At 65.8% G+C, this 13445-nt stretch carries 9 protein-coding genes; 1 reads left to right on the top strand and 8 read right to left on the bottom strand.

Features of this window, described 5'->3' with window-relative positions; translation table 11 throughout:
• Positions 1 to 13: 13 nt before the first annotated feature.
• The 8 genes from narI to ACODSU_RS15255 form a co-directional block, all read right to left on the bottom strand.
• Entirely contained in the window at positions 14 to 748 is a 735-nt protein-coding gene (narI, locus tag ACODSU_RS15290) for a respiratory nitrate reductase subunit gamma (RefSeq protein WP_060984782.1), read from the bottom strand.
• On the bottom strand, positions 745 to 1446 hold the full coding sequence (narJ, locus tag ACODSU_RS15285; protein ID WP_060984781.1) for a nitrate reductase molybdenum cofactor assembly chaperone: 702 nt from the start codon (positions 1444 to 1446) through the stop codon (positions 745 to 747). The genes narI and narJ overlap by 4 nt, the downstream gene beginning before the upstream one ends.
• A gap of 22 nt (positions 1447 to 1468) precedes the next feature.
• Positions 1469 to 2992 carry a nitrate reductase subunit beta gene (gene narH / locus ACODSU_RS15280; RefSeq protein WP_110961661.1) on the bottom strand — a complete coding sequence of 508 codons (1524 nt, stop codon included), beginning with the start codon at positions 2990 to 2992 and terminating at the stop codon, positions 1469 to 1471.
• Positions 2993 to 3015: 23 nt separating this feature from the next.
• Complete coding sequence (locus ACODSU_RS15275) at positions 3016 to 6813, bottom strand: nitrate reductase subunit alpha (protein WP_488842919.1); 3798 nt, start codon at positions 6811 to 6813, stop codon at positions 3016 to 3018.
• 35 nt (positions 6814 to 6848) lie between these two features.
• Positions 6849 to 8258 carry a NarK family nitrate/nitrite MFS transporter gene (locus ACODSU_RS15270; protein WP_060984778.1) on the bottom strand — a complete coding sequence of 470 codons (1410 nt, stop codon included), beginning with the start codon at positions 8256 to 8258 and terminating at the stop codon, positions 6849 to 6851.
• 21 nt (positions 8259 to 8279) lie between these two features.
• The gene (locus ACODSU_RS15265) at positions 8280 to 9572 is read right to left on the bottom strand and encodes an MFS transporter (protein ID WP_488842917.1); all 1293 of its coding nucleotides are present in this window, start codon (positions 9570 to 9572) and stop codon (positions 8280 to 8282) included.
• Between the two features lie 186 nt (positions 9573 to 9758).
• Complete coding sequence (locus ACODSU_RS15260; protein ID WP_488842915.1) at positions 9759 to 10481, bottom strand: response regulator; 723 nt, start codon at positions 10479 to 10481, stop codon at positions 9759 to 9761.
• Positions 10478 to 12433 carry a type IV pili methyl-accepting chemotaxis transducer N-terminal domain-containing protein gene (locus tag ACODSU_RS15255; RefSeq protein ID WP_488842913.1) on the bottom strand — a complete coding sequence of 652 codons (1956 nt, stop codon included), beginning with the start codon at positions 12431 to 12433 and terminating at the stop codon, positions 10478 to 10480. Before ACODSU_RS15255 ends, ACODSU_RS15260 begins: the two co-directional genes overlap by 4 nt.
• A 71-nt stretch (positions 12434 to 12504) precedes the next feature.
• On the opposite strand from ACODSU_RS15255, the gene ACODSU_RS15250 reads away from it, so the two are divergent.
• Positions 12505 to 13443, top strand: a complete 939-nt coding sequence (locus tag ACODSU_RS15250) for a ChaN family lipoprotein (protein ID WP_488842911.1) — start codon at positions 12505 to 12507, stop codon at positions 13441 to 13443.
• Positions 13444 to 13445 lie beyond the last annotated feature (2 nt).

Below are 13445 nucleotides of genomic sequence, written 5' to 3'. Positions count from 1 at the left end.
TGGTCGGTGGGTTTCAGGCGCGGCGGTCTTGCGACTGCAGGTGGCCAGCGGGCAGGTTCAGGCGGCGCGCACGCACCACCTGGTAAGGGCGCAGCACATAGGCCAGCGTGCCAAAGCCGCTCCACACATGCACCAGGCGGGTGAACGGGAAGATGAGGAAGATGCTCATGCCCAGAAACATGTGGGCCTTGAAGATCCAGCCGGCCTCGGCCAGCAGCTCCACACCGCCGCTGCGGAAGGTGACCACGCGCTGGCCCCACTCGGCCAGCTTCATCATCATGGAGCCATCCAGGTGCTGCGCCGACAGCGGAATGGTGGCCAGGCCCAGTGCCAGCTGCAGCCAGAGCAGGATCAGCAGCACGATGTCGCTGGTCTTGGACGTGGCGCGGATACGCGCGTCCGACAGGCGGCGGTGCAGCAGGATGGAGATGCCCACGAAGGCCAGCAGGCCCGCAATGCCCCCTGTCACCATGGCCATCAGCTGCTTGTTGCCCGCGCTGATGAAATGTTCATACACAAAGTGCGGCGTCAGCATGCCAAAGGTGTGCCCGAAGAACAGGAACAGCACGCCCACGTGGAACAGGTTGCTGCCCCAGCGCAGGCTGCCGGTGCGCAGCAGCTGCGACGAGTCGCTTTTCCACGTGTACTGGTCACGGTCAAACCGCGCCCAGCTGCCGATGAAAAACACGGCCAGGCAGATGTAGGGATAGATGCCAAACAACAGGGTATCGAGCCAGTGGGTAGTCATGCTGAGACTCCTTCGGGGGCCCGCTCGGCGCGGGGGGTACGGACAAAATGCAAGGGTTGCGGCTGGTCAGGCTTGGACTGGCCCTGGGTGCTGCAACCGCCAAACGCTTCGGGCTCGGCCCAGACCTCGTCCATGGGCGGCTCGGGCGTGAGAGCCACCGACTGCACGCGCTGGCCCGAGACTTCGAGCACCGCAGCGATCACGCTGGCGTAGGGGCTATTGCGTGCCACCAAGGCGCTAAACAAGGCATTGAGGATGTGGGCCATTTCGCCCAGGAACTCCTTGGCCACGGCGGGCGGCTGGGTGGAGGCGAACTCCAGCACCACGGGCAGGTGGTCGGGCAGCTCGTCGGCCTCAAACTGCAGACCGGCCTTTTCGTAGGTCTGCAGCAGGTCGATAAGCGCCGGGCCCCGGTCGCGCGAGTCGCCGTGCACATGCTCGAACAGGTGCAGCGAGGTCTGGCGGCCCCGGTCAAAGTTGTCCACGTAGCGGGCCTCGGCTTCCAGCGGGTCCAGCGCCGCGAGGTGCTGGCACACGGCCTTCAGCTCGTCCATGCGCTCAGCGCTGAGGGCCTGCTCGGCCTGCAGCGCATCGATGAGCTGCGGCATCACACTGCGCAGCTGCGCGTCGGGATAGCTCAGCAGGTAGCCCAGGGCACGCAGGGTCAGGCGCACAGAGGTCGGGTTCTTCTTGAACATGGTGATTCCTTCCTGTGTGCGATCAGACCGTGGCCTTGATCGGGATGGTGCGGGGCTTCTTGCCCCCGAACATGCTGACTTCCGTCGCGCCATCCGAGCAGCCGTTGCCAAACGAGAAGCCGCAGCCGCCGCGGATGTCGAACGCGTTCTCGGCGTATTCGCGGTGGGCCGACGGGATCACGAAGCGGTCTTCGTAATTGGCAATGGCCATCACCTGGTACATCTCCTCGACCTCGGCCATCGACAGGCCCGCCTGCTTGAGCACCGCCAGGTTCTGGCGCTGCTCCACATGCTTGTCGCGCTGGTAGGTGCGCATGGCCAGCATGCGCTCCAGCGCCCGCACCACCGGGCCGGTGTCGCCGGCGGTGAGCAGGTTGGCCAGGTACTGCACGGGGATGCGCAGCTGGGACACGTCGGGGATCTCGCCATTCACGCCCACATGGCCCGCGTTGGCGGCGGCCGTGATGGGCGAGAGCGGCGGCACATACCAGACCATGGGCAGCGTGCGGTACTCGGGGTGCAGCGGCAGGGCCACCTTCCAGTCTACGGCCATCTTGTAGACGGGGCTGTTGCGGGCGGCTTCCATCCAGCTGTCGGGGATACCGTCGATGCGCGCCTGCTTGATGACGTCCGGATCGTTCGGGTCCAGGAAGATGTCGAGCTGGGCCTGGTACAGGTCGCGGTCGCGCTCCACGCTGGCGGCTTCCTGGATGCGGTCCGCGTCGTACAGCAGCACGCCAAGGTAACGGATGCGGCCCACGCAGGTTTCGGAGCACACCGTGGGCTGGCCCGCCTCGATGCGGGGGTAGCAGAAGATGCACTTCTCGGCCTTGCCCGACTGCCAGTTGTAGTAAATCTTCTTGTAGGGGCAACCGCTCACGCACATGCGCCAGCCACGGCACTTGTCCTGGTCGATCAGCACAATGCCGTCTTCCTCGCGCTTGTAGATCGAGCCCGAGGGGCACGATGCCACGCACGCCGGGTTCAGGCAGTGCTCGCACAGGCGCGGCAGATACATCATGAAGGTGTTTTCGAACTGGCCGTAGATGTCCTTTTGCACATCGTCGAAGTTCTTGTCCTGGCTGCGCTTGCTGAACTCGCCGCCCAGGATTTCCTCCCAGTTCGGGCCCCACTCGATCTTCTCCATGCGCTTGCCGGTGATCAGGCTGCGCGGCCGGGCCGTGGGTGCGGCCTTGCTTTCAGGCGCAGCCTGCAGATGGTCGTAGTCGAACGTGAAGGGCTCGTAGTAGTCGTCGATCTGCGGCAGGTTGGGGTTGGCGAAGATGCGCATGAGCAGCTTCCACTTGCCGCCCTGGCGGGGGGCGATGGAGCCATCGGGGTTGCGCACCCAGCCACCGTTCCAGCGGTCCTGGTTTTCCCATTCCTTGGGGTAGCCGATGCCGGGCTTGGTTTCAACGTTGTTGAACCAGGCGTATTCCACGCCGGGGCGGCTGGTCCAGACGTTCTTGCAGGTGACCGAGCAGGTGTGGCAGCCGATGCACTTGTCCAGGTTGAGCACCATGCCGATTTGTGCGCGAATTTTCATCGTGTTTCTCCTTGTCTTCGGCTTCAGGCGTGGTCGGATGCAGCGGCTTCGCCATCCATCCAGTCGATGCGGTCCATCTTGCGCACCAGCACGAACTCGTCGCGGTTGGTGCCGATGGTTCCGTAGTAGTTGAAGCCGTAGCTGTACTGCGCGTAGCCACCGATCATGTGGGTGGGCTTGAGCACGATGCGCGTGACCGAGTTGTGGATGCCACCGCGCGTGCCGGTGATCTCGGAACCGGGGGTGTTGATGATCTTCTCTTGCGAGTGGTACATCATCACCATGCCGGGGTTCACACGCTGGCTCACCACCGCGCGGGCCGCAATGGCACCGTTGGCGTTGAACAGCTCGACCCAGTCGTTGTCCACGATGCCGGCGCTCTTGGCGTCGTCCTCGCTCAGCCACACCACCGAGCCACCCCGGTTCAGCGTGAGCATCATCAGGTTGTCGCTGTACGTGCTGTGGATGCCCCACTTCTGGTGCGGCGTGATGAAGTTCAGCGCAATCTCGCGGTGGCCGTTGGGCTTCTTGCCTTCGACTTCTTCCAGCGTCTTCAGGTGCACGGGGGGGCGGTAGCTCACAAAGCCTTCGCCGAAGTCGCGCATCCAGGGGTGGTCCTGGTAGAACTGCTGGCGGCCCGTGAGGGTGCGCCATGGGATCAGCTCGTGCACGTTGGTGTAGCCCGCGTTGTAGCTGACCTTTTCGCTCTCCAGGCCCGACCATGTGGGCGAGCTGATGATCTTGCGCGGCTGCGCCTGGATGTCGCGGAAGCGGATCTTCTCGTCCTCGCGGTGCAGTGCCAGGTGCACGTGGTCGCGGCCGGTCTGCTTGCCCAGGGCCTCCCAGGCCTTGCAGGCCACGTGGCCGTTGGTTTCAGGCGCGAGCATCATCACCACCTCGGTGGCGTCGATGTCGCTCACGATGCGGGGCATGCCTTGCGTCACGCCCTCTTCCTTCACCCGGCCGTTCAAATCGCCCAGCTGGCCCACTTCAGTCTGCGTGTTCCAGCCAATGCCCTTGCCGCCGTTGCCCACCTTGTCCATCAGCGGACCCAGGGCCGTGAAGCGCTTGTACAGGTTGGGGTAGTCACGCTCGACCACCGTGACCTGCGGTGCGGTCTTGCCGGGGATGAGGTCGCAGTCGCCGTGCTTCCAGTCGCGCACGCCGTAAGGCTGGGCCATTTCGCCCGCCGTGTCGTGCATGATGGGCGTGAGCACCACGTCCTTCTCCACGCCCAGGTGGCCCACGCTGACCTCGCTCACGGCCTTGGCGAAGCCCTTGTAGATCTCCCAGTCGCTCTTGGCCTGCCAGGCAGGGTCCACGGCGGTGGACAGCGGGTGGATGAAGGGGTGCATGTCGCTGGTGTTGAGGTCATTCTTCTCATACCAGGTGGCCGTGGGCAACACGATGTCCGAATACAAACAGGTCGTGCTCATGCGGAAGTCCAGCGTGACCAGCAGGTCCAGCTTGCCTTCCGGGGCCTTGGCGTGCCACTGCACTTCCTCGGGCTTGGCTTCGTCCTGGCCCAGGTCCTTGCCCTGCACGCCGTGGGTGGTGCCCAGCAAGTGCTTGAGGAAGTACTCATGCCCCTTGCCCGACGAGCCCAGGATGTTGGAGCGCCACACGAACATGTTGCGCGGCCAGTTGGAGGGGTGGTCCGGGTCCTCGCAGCTCATTTGCAGGTTGCCGTTCTTGAGCGACTGCACCACGTAGTCCTTGGCGTCCATGCCCTTCGCAGCGGCGTCCTTGGCCACCTGCAGCGGGCTGGTCTTGAGCTGGGGCGCCGAAGGCAGCCAGCCCATTCGCTCGGCGCGCACGTTGTAGTCGATCTGAGCACCGTGGTAGGCCTTCTTGTCGGCCAGGGGCGAGAGGATTTCTTCCATGCCCAGCTTTTCGTAGCGCCACTGGTCGGTGTGGGCGTAGAAGAAGCTCGTGCTGTTCATCTGGCGGGGTGGGCGGATCCAGTCCAGCGCAAAGGCCAGCGCGGTCCAGCCGGTTTGGGGCCGCAGCTTTTCCTGACCCACATAGTGCGCCCAGCCGCCGCCGCTTTGGCCAATGCAGCCGCACAGCATCAGCATGTTGATGATGCCCCGGTAGTTCATGTCACTGTGGTACCAGTGGTTCATGGCTGCGCCGATGATCACCATGGACTTGCCGTGGGTCTTGTGCGCGTTGTCGGCAAACTGGCGGGCCACGGTGATGACCTGGTCGCGTGGCACGCCGGTGATCTTTTCTTGCCATGCGGGGGTGTAGGGGCGGTCGCTGTCGTACGTGACGCCTTGTTCTTCGCCGGGCAGGCCCCGGTCAATGCCGTAGTTGGCGGCCAGCAGGTCGAACACCGTGGCCACCATCACACGGCCTTGGGCCTCGTGGCCGGACAGCTCCAGATGGGACACCGGCACGCGGCGCACCATCACGTCACTGCCCTGTTCATTGGCCGTGAAATTCGGCGCATGTACGCCACCGAAATACGGGAAGGCGACATCGGCCACGTCATGGGCCTGCGCGCCATCCTCGATCACCGACAGCTTGAGCTTGACGGTATTGGCGGTACGAGCGTCCTTGTTCTCCAGATTCCACAGGCCCTGGTCGGTGCGACCGTCGGCCCCCCAGCGGAAGCCGATGGAGCCGTTGGGCAGCGTGACCTGGCCCAGCTCGTCATAGCCCACGGTCTTCCAGTCAGGGTTGTTGGACTGGTCGAGCTGGCCAGGGAAGTCGCTGGCGCGCACATAGCGGTCGGGCACCATCACCGTGCGGCCATCGGGCAGCGTCTTTTCCTTGAGCACCACCAACAGCGGCAGGTCGGTGTAGCGGCGTGCGTAGTCATCAAAGTACGCGCTGCGGCCCTTGCCGCCGTCCTTGAAGTAGAACTCTTTCAGGATCACATGGCCCATGGCCATGGCCACGGCAGCGTCGGTGCCCTGCTTGGGGTGCATCCACAAGTCGCCCAGCTTGGCCACTTCGGAATAGTCGGGCGTGATGGACACGACCTTGGTGCCCTTGTAGCGCACCTCGGTCAGGAAGTGCGCATCCGGCGTGCGTGTCTGGGGCACGTTGGAGCCCCAGGCAATGATGTACGAGCTGTTGTACCAGTCGGCCGATTCGGGCACGTCGGTCTGCTCGCCCCAGGTTTGCGGGCTGCTGGGGGGCAGGTCGCAGTACCAGTCGTAGAAGCTCATGCACACGCCGCCAATCAGGCTCAGGTAGCGCGAACCGGCTGCGTACGAAATCATCGACATGGCCGGAATCGGCGAGAAGCCGATGATGCGGTCGGGGCCGTGCTTCTTGATGGTGTAGACGTTGGCCGCAGCGATCATCTGGTTCACTTCGTCCCAGGTGCTGCGCACAAAGCCGCCCAGGCCGCGCTGCTTTTGCCATTCGCTGCGCGAGGCATCGTTCTCGACGATGCTGGCCCAGGCATCGACCGGGCTCTTGGCCAGCGCGATGGCGGCGCGCCAGTGCTTGAGCAGGCGGCCACGCACCATGGGGTACTTCACGCGGTTGGCGCTGTACAGGTACCAGCTGTAGCTGGCGCCGCGCGCGCAGCCACGGGGCTCGTGGTTGGGCAGGTCGGGGCGGGTGCGGGGGTAGTCGGTCTGCTGGGTTTCCCAGGTGACGATGCCGCCCTTGACGTAGATCTTCCAGCTGCAGCTGCCGGTGCAGTTCACGCCGTGGGTGCTGCGCACGATCTTGTCGTGCGCCCAGCGGTCGCGGTAGGCGTCTTCCCAGGTGCGGTCTTCACCGTTGGTCTGGCCATGGCCCTGGGCAAAGGTCTCGCGGGGCTGCGAGAAGTACGAAAGGCGATCGAGGAAATGGCTCATCGGGGGCTCCTTGTTCTGTTCTGTTCAGGGGGTCTTCAGCAAGGCATGGCGGCGTTCTTGCGCGCGTAGTGCCACCAGGTGATCACGATGCATACGAGGTAGAAGGCGAAGAACGTCCACAGCGCGGCGTGGGGGCTGCCGGTCAGCGCGATAGAGCTGCCGTAGCTCTTGGGAATGAAGAACCCGCCGTAGGCCGCCATGGCGGCGGTGAAACCCAGCGTGGCAGCACCCAGGGTGTTGCCTTCCTTGTTGGCCTGGGCCACAGCCGCCGCGTTGCGGGGGTCCACACCGCGCATGGCTTCGGTCAGGAAGATCACGGGGATCATGCGGAAGGTGGAGCCGTTGCCGATGCCGGTGGTGAGAAACAGCACCAGGAAGCACACGAAGAAGCCGGCGAACTGGCCCTCGTTACCGCCTGATGGCAGGAACACCGTCACACCGACCACGGCGATGGCCATGACGATGAAGTTCCACAGCGTGACGCGGGCACCGCCGAGCTTGTCGGCCAGCCAGCCCCCAAAGGGCCGCACCACCGCACCCACCAGCGGTCCCAGCCAGGCGTAGGCCAGGGGGTTGATGCTGGGAAACTGGCTCTTGATGAGCAGAGGAAAGCCTGCGGCATAGCCGATGAACGAGCCGAAGGTGCCAAGGTACAGCACGCACATCAGCCAGTTGTGCTTGCGCTTGAAAATGGCGGCCTGCGCAGCGAACGAAGCGCGCGCGTCGGCAATATCGTTCATCCCAAACCAGGCCGCCAGCGCGGTCAGCGCAATCCATGGCACCCAGATGAAAGCGGCGTTCTGCGTCCAGACCTGTGCAGTCTGGCCGTTCTTGACGATGGTCTGGGCATCACCCCCAAAAACTCCAAAGATACCGGCCGTGACGACCAGAGGGCTCAGGAACTGCACCACCGACACGCCCAGGTTACCCAGGCCCGCATTCACACCCAGCGCCGATCCCTTGCGCTCCTTCGGAAAAAAGAAGCTGATGTTGGCCATGCTGGAACTGAAGTTGCCGCCGCCCAGGCCACACAGCAGCGCCAGGATGAGCATGGTGGGATAAGCCGTGGTGTTGTCCTGCACCGCAAAGCCGATGCCCAGCGCAGGAATCAGCAGCGAGGCGGTGGAGATCGCCGTCCAGCGGCGGCCACCGACCAGCGGCACCATGAACGAATAGAAGATGCGCAGTGTGGCACCCGAGAGCGCGGGCGCCGCCGCCAGCCAGAAGAGCTGGTTGGTCGAGTACTTGAAGCCGAGGCCGGGCAGGCTCACGGCCACAACGCTCCAGACCTGCCAGATGGCAAAGGCCAGGAACAACGCGGGCACCGAGATCCAGAGGTTGAGCTTGGCGATGGCCTCGCCTTCGCGCTCCCAGAACGATTTGTCCTCCGGGGCCCAGAGGGTGAGCAGACGCCCCTGGCGCCCGCTGGTGGTGGTGGCAGACATGGTGAGAGTCCTTGGAAAAAATCAGCGGGCGGCCGTCTGTGCGGCGGCGCTTTGCGAACCCATGAGACGGGTGTTGCGCACTTCGGTGAAGTACATCCAGATGAGCGAGACCCACACCACGCCATACATCAGCATGAAAGCGCTGGAGCGGATACCGGTCAGGTCCATCAGTGCACCGAACAGGATGGGCAGGACGAAGCCGCCCATGCCGCCTGCCAGACCCACGATGCCGCTGATGGCGCCGATGTTGTGGGGGTAGTCGTCGCTGATGTACTTGAAGACACTGGCCTTGCCGAAGGCCCAGCAAATGCCCAGCAGGAACATGAGGCCAGTGAACAGGTACACGTTCAGGCCGATGTGGAAGGTCTGCGGGCCGTTGACCGTGAGGATGGTGAAGTCGGTCTGCGGGTAGCTCAGCAGGAACAGGCAGATCCAGCTCACCCACATCACCCACCAGGTCACGCTGTGGGCGCCGTACTTGTCACTCAAAATGCCGCCAATGGCGCGCAGCACTCCGCCGGGCAGCGAGAAGCAGGCGGCCAGCAGCGCGGCCACGCGGATGTCCAGGCCGTATTCGCCCACGTAGTACTGCACCATCCACAGCGACAGCGCCACATAGCCACCAAACACGATGCTGTAGTACTGGCAGTACTTGAGCACCTTGGGGTCCTTCAGCGCCTTGAGCTGGTCGGTGAACTTGACGTTGCTGGGCACCAGGTGGGCCGGGTCGCTGTAGCTGAACAGCCAGAACAGCACCAGCGTGCCGAGCATGATGGCCGCATACACCTGCGGCACCATGGTCCAGCCGAAGGCCACCAGGATCACGGGCGCCACGAACTTGTTGACGGCTGCGCCCGAGTTGCCCGCGCCGTACACGCCCATGGCAGTGCCCTGGCGCTCCTTGGGGAACCAACGGGCCACGTAGGGCGTGCCCACCGAGAACGAGCCCCCCGCCAAGCCCACGAACAGACCGATGGTGAGGAAGTGCCAGTACTCGGTGGCGTAGCCCATCATCCAGATGGCAGGCACGGTGGTGGCCATCACGGCGGCCATCACGATGCGGCCGCCGAACTTGTCCGTCCAGATGCCCAGCGGCACCCGCACCAACGAGCCGGTGAGCACGGGCATGGACATGAGCAGCCCGAACTGCGTGGAGTTCAGGTTGAGCATCTTCTTGATAGGGATGCCGATGACGCCGAACATCATCCAGACCATGAAGCAGACGGTGAAGGCGAAGGTGCTGACGATGAGCACCGACCACGCCTGACGGGTGCGCTGCGGGCTGTCGCCCGGGGGCAAAGTTGCGTTGGCCATTGCGCGATTCCTCTCTTTTTGCATGAGAGGAATGGTCGCGTGCGCAGCGCCTTTTGCACATCCTTCGCTAGAGGGTGTGCGGCGCGGCAGAGGGACTAGTCACCCGGGGCAGGGCATCGTTCGAAAGAACTATGGAGTATGTGTTGCACGGCAGTAGCGCCTGCACGCCGCGCGCAGTAACCCGCGCTATTCCGCGCGCTGCCGGTCCGACGCGTACACCGCTGCCTGCACGCGCGAGCTGAGGCCCAGCTTGCGCAGGATGTGCTGCACGTGGATCTTCACCGTGGTCTCGGCGATGTCGAGCGTGCGGGCGATCTCCTTGTTGCTCGCACCCCGGGCGATCTCGCGCAGCACGTCTTCCTCGCGCGGCGACAGGGGGGTGAAACCGTTGGGGGCGGCCGCCGCTGCGTCGGCAGGTGGCATCGGCGCGGGGGGCGCCTCGGGCGCGCCCTGCGACTGGAACGCCGCCACGAGCTTGCCCATCAGCTCAGGGCTGACCACGGGCTCGCCCCGGGCGGCGCGGTGAATGGCCTGGGCCAGCAGCTCGCCGTCAATGGTCTTGAGCAGGTAGCCCTGCGCGCCGTTACGCAGCGCGGTCGCCAGGTCCTGCGCGTCCTCGCTCACGGTGAGCATGAGAACGCGCGAGGTGGGCGACACCTCGCGCAGCCCCTGGATCGCATCCACGCCCATCACGCCGGGCAGGTGGTTGTCGAGCAGGATGACCTGCGGCCGCAGCTGGGGCGCAAGCCGCAGGGCCTGCGCGGCGTCTCCCGCCTCGCCCACCACGGACAGGCCCTCATACTGGCCCAGCAGCGCGATCAAACCGCGCCGGAACAGCGTGTGATCGTCCACCACCAGCAGCGTGACCAGGGGAGAAGATGCGGTGGCGGAGGCAGCTTGGTTCGTCATGGAGTGGTGGCGGTGTGGGGAATGTCGGCCTGGGCGGCCTGGGCAGCTTGAGCCAATGGCCCCTCCGAAGCAACGGCCACGGTCTGGGCGGGCACGACCGAAGGCAGCTCGATGCACACCCGGGTGCCCTGCCCTGGCGTGGACTCCACCTGGACTACGGCGCCAATGCGCTGGGCCCGCTCGCGCATGATGCCCATGCCCACGTGCAGCGAATCGGGCGGCACGGCGGTCACGTCAAAACCCGTGCCGTTGTCCTGCACCTCAAAGCGCCAGCGGGGGTGGCGGTGCACGAGCACATCGACCCGCGTGGCGCCCGAGTGCTTGCGCACGTTCGACAACGCCTCCTGCACCATGTGCAGCACCTGGATCTGCACGTCCTGCGCCAGTGGCAGGCCATGGCCCACCATGCCCAGCGTGGTAACCATGCCGGTCTGGTGCTCGAACTTGGACAAGGTGGCGCGCAGCGCCGATTCAATGTCTTCCTCGCTGGTGCGGGTGCGAAAGTGCACCAGCAGTTCGCGCACATCCGAATAGCACTCGCGCACGCCCACATCCAGCTCGCCGATGCTGCGGTCGCGCTTGGCCTCGTCGCCGCGCGCCACTGCGTCGCGCAGCAGCTGAGTCTGGATCTTGAGGAAGGCCAGCGACTGGGCGATGGAGTCGTGCAGCTCGCGCGCGAGCAGGCCGCGCTCCTCGGCCACGGCAGCCTCGCGCTCCAGCGCGGTGGCACGCAGGCCCTCCATGGCGCTGGCCAGGTGGCGGGTCATGGCTTCGAGCAGATCGCGCAGCTCGTCGGTCATCTCGACGGGCGAGCGGAAGAACAGGTTGACCTCGCCCAGCATGCGCATCTGCATCTTGACGGGGATGGTGACCATGGTTTCAAACCCTGCATCGCGGCAGTGCGGCAAGGCGACCTCGGTGGATGGCGTGATGGGGATGACCCGGGTGCGCGCCTGCGCCTGCGGCTGGCCGCACAGGCAGCTGCCGGTGTGCAGGCAGTGCTCGCCCTCGGCCATGGCCACGGGCAGGCCATCGCCGGCCAGCAGCACGTAGCGCTCGTTGGCCTCGTTGGACCAGCGCACGGCGGCGGCATCGGCGCCCGCCACGCGGCGGATCTGCTGCACAAACCCCTGGGCCAGCAGCTCCAAGCTGCTGGCGGTGCTGGCCAGAGCACTGACCTCGTACAGGGCGGCCAGCCGCTGGTTCTGCACGGCGATGCTGGCGGTCTTTTCGCGCACCTTGTGCTCCAGCTCGTCGTGCGAGGCCTGCAGCGCATGCGCCATCAGGTTGAAGCCGGCCGAGAGCTGGCCGAACTCATCGTCGGTGTCCACCGGCAGCCGCGTGCCCAGCTCGCCCTGGCGCAGCCGGGCCTGGGCCTGCTGCAGGCGCGCCACAGGGTTGATGACGAGCAGGTAGCTCACGGCCATGAAGGTGACGGCCGCCACGATGGCCAGCGCCATCATGAACAGCTGGAACAGGTGCAGCGCGGCGGTCCAGCCTGCGATCTGGATTTCGATGGCGTCCACAAAGCCGTCCACCTGCAGCACAAAGGCATCGGCCTCGGCCAGGTTCCGGGCCCGGTCGGGGGGCAAGGCGCTGACCCACCCGGTGCGGGCCTCGGCCCAGCGGGTGCGGATGCCGTCGAACCGCGTGCGCGTCTCGTCGCTCCAGGGCACAAAGAGCGGGCGCGACGGATCGCCCGTGCGCAGCAACTCCAGGCTGGCGTCGAACTGGCGCGCGCGCTCCTGCACGGCCTCAGGAGGTTCGGTCTGCAGCACCAACACCATGCGCAGCATGTTCATGCGCAGGCGGCCCGCCTCGTTGACGGCCGCCGCGCCGCCTTCGAGCTTCCAGGTCACCCACAAGGTGAGCCCGATGGAAGCCAGGGCCACCAGCAAAAATCCGGCGCCCATGGCCAGGAGCTTGGTGGAAAGGGTGGGCCGCGAGCGCATGGCGCAGTGTAGGCAAGGGGTTTTGTGTGGTTCTTGACCTGCGTCAAGTGCGCGCCCGCTAGCATGGCTGGATGCACACGCCGAGCCGCCTCATCCGCCATTCCACCCTCCACACCACCCGTGCCATCTCCTGGCGCCCTGCATCCGCAGTCCTGGCCGTGGCCTGCCTGGCCACCCTGGCCGGCTGCGCGGGCCCAGCCCTAAAGCCCATGCCGTCCCCGTCCACACAGGCTGCTGCGGTGGTGCCCGCCGCAGCCTGGCCGGAGCGCCTACAGCAATGGCTGCCCGCCGACGTGCTGCTATTGGGCGAGCAGCACGACGCCCCGGACCACCAGCGCCTGCAGCGCGAGGCGGTGGCCTGGCTCGCCAGCCGGGGCCAGCTGGCAGCCCTGGTGATGGAAATGGCCGAGCGCGGGCGCAGCACCCAGGGCTTGCCCCGCGATGCCAGCGAGGCCCAGGTGCGGGCCGCCCTGCAATGGGACGACGCGGCCTGGCCCTGGAAGGCCTATGGCCCGGTGGTCATGGCTGCCGTGGGCGCAGGGGTGCCGGTGCTGGGCGGCAACCTGCCCCGCACGCGCATGCGCGCCGCCATGGCCGACGCCTCCCTCGACCAGCACCTGCCCGCCCCGGCGCTGGCCGAGCAACAGCAGGCCATGCGGGACGGCCATTGCGGCCTGCTGCCCGAGTCGCAAATCGCGCCCATGGCCCGCATCCAGATCGCCCGCGACGCCAGCCTGGCCCAGACGGCCCAGGAGGCGCTGCGATCCGGCCAGACGGTGCTGCTGGTGGCCGGTGGCGGCCATGTGCTGCGCCACCTGGGCGTGCCCACACATTGGCCGGCCAGTTTGGTGTCAAAAGTGGTGGTAGCGCAGGTGGAACATGCGCCTGCAGCTATCAAATCAGGTGCACAAGTCGATGTCGTGGTCCAGACCCCGGCGCTGCCCCCGCGCGATGTGTGTGCCGAGTTGCGCGAGCAATGGCGCCCTGCGCCGCCGGGCAAGAAGGTCTGAGC

Source organism: Acidovorax sp. FG48 (assembly GCF_057809085.1).
This window is presented reverse-complemented; position numbering and strand designations above follow the sequence as displayed.

Coding starts and splice junctions, on each gene's coding strand:
- ACODSU_RS15255 (WP_488842913.1), bottom strand. CDS start 12,433: ATGCGCTCGCGGCCCACCCTTTCCACCAAGCTCCTGGCCATGGGCGCC.
- ACODSU_RS15275 (WP_488842919.1), bottom strand. CDS start 6,813: ATGAGCCATTTCCTCGATCGCCTTTCGTACTTCTCGCAGCCCCGCGAG.
- ACODSU_RS15265 (WP_488842917.1), bottom strand. CDS start 9,572: ATGGCCAACGCAACTTTGCCCCCGGGCGACAGCCCGCAGCGCACCCGT.
- ACODSU_RS15260 (WP_488842915.1), bottom strand. CDS start 10,481: ATGACGAACCAAGCTGCCTCCGCCACCGCATCTTCTCCCCTGGTCACG.
- narH (WP_110961661.1), bottom strand. CDS start 2,992: ATGAAAATTCGCGCACAAATCGGCATGGTGCTCAACCTGGACAAGTGC.
- narJ (WP_060984781.1), bottom strand. CDS start 1,446: ATGTTCAAGAAGAACCCGACCTCTGTGCGCCTGACCCTGCGTGCCCTG.
- ACODSU_RS15250 (WP_488842911.1), top strand. CDS start 12,505: ATGCACACGCCGAGCCGCCTCATCCGCCATTCCACCCTCCACACCACC.
- narI (WP_060984782.1), bottom strand. CDS start 748: ATGACTACCCACTGGCTCGATACCCTGTTGTTTGGCATCTATCCCTAC.
- ACODSU_RS15270 (WP_060984778.1), bottom strand. CDS start 8,258: ATGTCTGCCACCACCACCAGCGGGCGCCAGGGGCGTCTGCTCACCCTC.